Source organism: Methylophaga pinxianii (genome assembly GCF_020447225.1).
GTDB lineage: Bacteria > Pseudomonadota > Gammaproteobacteria > Nitrosococcales > Methylophagaceae > Methylophaga > Methylophaga pinxianii.
Genome location: NZ_JAJAEO010000107.1, coordinates 1 through 4047 on the forward strand (window position 1 = coordinate 1; position 4047 = coordinate 4047).

Annotated in this window: 4 protein-coding genes; all 4 read left to right on the forward strand. The window is 41.7% G+C overall.

The window, feature by feature from the left end; translation table 11 throughout:
- Window positions 1–684, forward strand: a 684-nt coding sequence (locus tag LGT40_RS00820; RefSeq protein WP_226069695.1) for a response regulator transcription factor, incomplete at its 5' end; no start/stop codon positions are given.
- A complete protein-coding gene (locus tag LGT40_RS00825) occupies window positions 681–1958 on the forward strand; it encodes a sensor histidine kinase (protein WP_226069696.1) in 1278 nt (425 codons plus the stop codon). The genes LGT40_RS00820 and LGT40_RS00825, both read left to right, overlap by 4 nt.
- 5 nt (window positions 1959–1963) lie before the next feature.
- On the forward strand, window positions 1964–2341 hold the full coding sequence (locus tag LGT40_RS00830; RefSeq protein ID WP_226069697.1) for a diacylglycerol kinase: 378 nt from the start codon (window positions 1964–1966) through the stop codon (window positions 2339–2341).
- A 21-nt stretch (window positions 2342–2362) separates the two neighbouring features.
- Window positions 2363–4047: LTA synthase family protein (locus LGT40_RS00835; protein ID WP_226069698.1), on the forward strand; the 1685-nt coding region annotated here is incomplete at its 3' end.

Sequence of the window (4047 nt, forward strand, 5' to 3'; positions counted from 1 at the left end):
TTAATTGTGGAAGACCAAGTTGCACTTGCTGAGAATCTATTCGAGTTTTTTGAGGATACTCACTATGAACTCGATTTTGCAGCTGATGGATTAACAGCGCTGCACTTGTTAGCAACTAATGATTATGATGTGATTGTGTTAGACATCATGTTGCCCGGCCTGTCCGGCTATGAGATATGTCGGCGAGTTCGTCAAGATTTAAAGAAAAATATCCCCATTATTATGGTAACCGCGAAAGGCACTCTGCCCGATAAAGAAGAAGGGTTTGGAGTCGGTGCCGACGATTACCTGGTTAAACCATTTGATCTAAGAGAATTGCAGCTGCGAATTGAAGCGCTTTCCCGGCGGCAGTTTGCAAATGATTCTGTGAAAAAGGTTGGAAGTCTCAGCTTTGATCCGGGGCGACTCATGTTGCGTTATGGTGGCATCGCGAGCGTCGAATTGAGTGGAATTGCCGCTAAAATCATTGAATCTTTGTTTGACGCTTATCCCAAATATTTATCCCATGAAGTTTTGTGTGAGCAGATTTGGGGTAGTCCTGATATAGAAACGCAAACGTTACGAACCCACATATACAACTTAAGGCAAATACTTCAAAAGTCACTTGGCTTTAATTTTGTAAAAACTATGCATGGACGGGGTTATCGTCTGCAAACTCCAGAAGAGTCAGGTAACACCGAGTGAGCTTGTCTTTAGCAACGCGTATATACCGGACGATTTTTGCGGTGAGCTTCCTAACAATCGTGCTCTCGCTTGTCATCATCGAATTCATATACGAGGACATGGAGTATACGATTTTAGAATTTGAACTGAGTAATGAGTTTGATTTCTATAGTCGAAAAATTAATAACCCCGATTTTCAAACTTGGCAAACAGCTAATATTTCAGTGGCTTTTGTTGGTGAAAAAACAACTACCCCTTCACAATTACCTCAACATTTTCAAGACATAAAAGCTCCCGCATCCGAAGAAATAGAATTCAAAGATCAACATTTTTTAGTTTTGGCAAAACAGATTAACTCTCCGAGCGGAACTTTATTTATCTCCCAAGACATTACAGCCATGGAAGAGCGTGAAATTCTTTTCCAGCTTGCCATGCTGGGCTTAGTTCTATTAATGACATTTATTGGCTTTGTTTTATCTCGTCTGGGTGCAAGAAAACTGGTCAAACCGCTTCAAAAACTCACCCATGCCATACAGAAAACGACACCTGGCAAAAGCATGCAGCGACTGGAAAATGACTATGTCGAGCATGAATATAACAATATTGCCAATGCGTTTAACCGCTTTTTAGACGCGATGGAGGAGTTTGTACGGCGTGAAAATATGTTTATCAAAACCGCTAGTCATGAATTACGCACACCTATAGCTATCTTGTCAGGAGCTCTAGATGTGATCGACAAGCGGCAACAATTATCAGCGGCTGATAAACAGACAATGAGCCGCATTCGACAAACTGTTAATCATATGCAGATCGAGGTTAATACCCTATTAGCCTTGCTTCGCAATGAACAGCCCGTAAAGGATTCTAAAATTTCTTTAAGTGTTCTAATTCAGGAGGCCGTAGAAGAAATAATGAATGAAATGCCAATGGCGGCAGAGCGGCTAACTTACTTTTCATCAAGCTATGATCAACAAATTGTCCTTACCAATCACTCCTTAGTGAGAATGCTTCTACGCAACCTCTTGCACAATGCGCTTCAACATACTCAGGATGAGGTACGCATTCAGTCTGGTGATAACGTTATCAACGTTACAGATTTTGGTAGTGGGCTGCCGCCAGATATTTCTCACCGCTTATCCAATCGCTCCCTAGGGCAGCAATTACTTTTTCAAGAAACCCGCTTTGGCCTGTTAATCGCACAAATGATCAGTGAAAAACTGAACATGAATTTAAGCGTGGTTCAACCGGATTCAGGCGGCACAACCTTTGAGATTCATTTCACACCGAGTATTTAACTTCTATGACTGCAGCAATTCAAAAACATACAGGCCTGAAACGGTTGTTATTTGCGACTTATTATTCACTGAGGGGGTTATGTTTGTGTGCACGATATGAGTCTGCATTCAGACAAGAGTTGGCGATTTTTCTAGTGCTGCTCCCCTTTGTTTTTATTATCGACTTTACTGCTATTGAACGTCTGGCGTTGATAGGTGTGATGGTTGCCGTGATGACAGTAGAAGCCCTTAACTCTGCCATAGAATGCACGCTGGATAGATTCAGTACCGAATTACATCCCTTAGCGGGGCGCGCTAAAGATTATGGCTCTCTTGCCGTGTTGATGACGCTGTTGATTGCCGTGGCCACATGGTTAGTTCTTTTATGGCCAAAATTTACTTAAACAACTGAAATTAGATTATCAATGAAACATAACTACATGTCTTGGCTTGGACCTTATCAAATTCTATTGAAAATTTTATTAGTAGGGCTAGCCATTTTGTCATTATCCCGTCTCGGATTAGCTATTTGGCAATGGGATAGAGTCACATCTGCAGTTAATTTACCGATATTTTTTATTCAGGGGATCCGTGCAGATCTCATCATGATGGGTATGTTAATTGCGCCCTTAACACTACTGATGCCGTTATTAGTAAATAAATATACTTGGCGGTTTTGGCAAAAATTAGTCTGGGTTTGGGGAACGTTTATAGTCATTTTAGTGGTGTTTATGGAGACAGCAACACCCGCTTTCATTATGCAGTATGACCTGCGTCCCAATAGATTATTTGTGGAGTATTTACAATATCCAAAGGAAGTGTTTTCAACATTATGGGAAGGCTTTAGGGGGCCACTCATACTCGGCATCTCGCTGACTATTATTGCTGGCATTCTTTTCAGCACTGTATTAAAGAAATGGTTGTCAGCGTATCGACTTGACTGGCCGGTATGGAAAGTCTGGTTAACCTGGCCACTTTTAGTGTTGCTTCTGGTGGTAATGATTCGCTCAACACTAGCACATCGACCCGCAAACCCAGCGATTTTTGCAATAACCTCAGATGCCATGGTGAATAGTCTTATCATCAATTCCAGTTGGTCAGTTTATTTTGCAATTTACAACATGCAGCATGAGGCAGAAGCTAGTGATGTCTATGGTTCACTAACCGATGATGAAATCATGGCAGAAATGGACCAGAACTATCCTTGGTTAAATACGGATCCCGATGCGCCATTTCCTACCTTAAATCAACGTGAAGCATCAGTAAAACGTGATAAATCACTTAATCTTGTGATTATCCTTGAAGAGAGTATGGGGGCTACATTTGTTAAATCGTTGGGCGGTGAACATGCGGTAACCCCAGAGCTTGAAAAGTTAAAAGATAAAGGGTGGTGGTTTGAGCAGCTCTATGCCACTGGAACACGCTCTGTTCGCGGTATTGAAGCGACAATAAGCGGTTTCTTGCCAACTCCAGCGAGGAGTGTCGTCAAGCTTTCGCTTTCACAACAAAACTTTTTTACCATTGCCGACTTATTGAATCATAAGGGTTACTTTACCGAGTTTATTTATGGGGGAGAATCGCATTTCGACAATATGGCGTCGTTCTTTATTGGTAACGGCTTTGAATCAGTTATTGATCAAGATAATTACCAAAATCCTGTATTCAAAGGGAGCTGGGGAGTTTCAGACGAAGATTTGTTAAACAAAGCGCATAATCGTATCTCTGAAATGCATCAAAAAGGACAGCCTTATTTTAGTTTGGTATTTACCTCCAGCAACCATTCTCCCTACGAGTTTCCAGATGGGCGAATAGATCTTGAAGGTTCAGAAAAGCAAACGGATTTGAATGCGGTTAAATACGCTGATTACGCCTTAGGTGAGTTTTTTGATAAGGCTATGCAAAGTGATTACTGGCAGGACACGCTGTTTCTGGTCATTGCTGATCACGATCTTAATGTTTATGGTGATGCTTTGGTGCCTATTGAAAGATTCCAGATACCGGGTCTTATCCTAGGGGCCGATATTAAACCAAAGAGAATTAAGACAGTGGCAAGTCAGATTGATATGGCCCCGACTTTATTGTCGCTGATGGGCATTTCAGCTGAAACGCC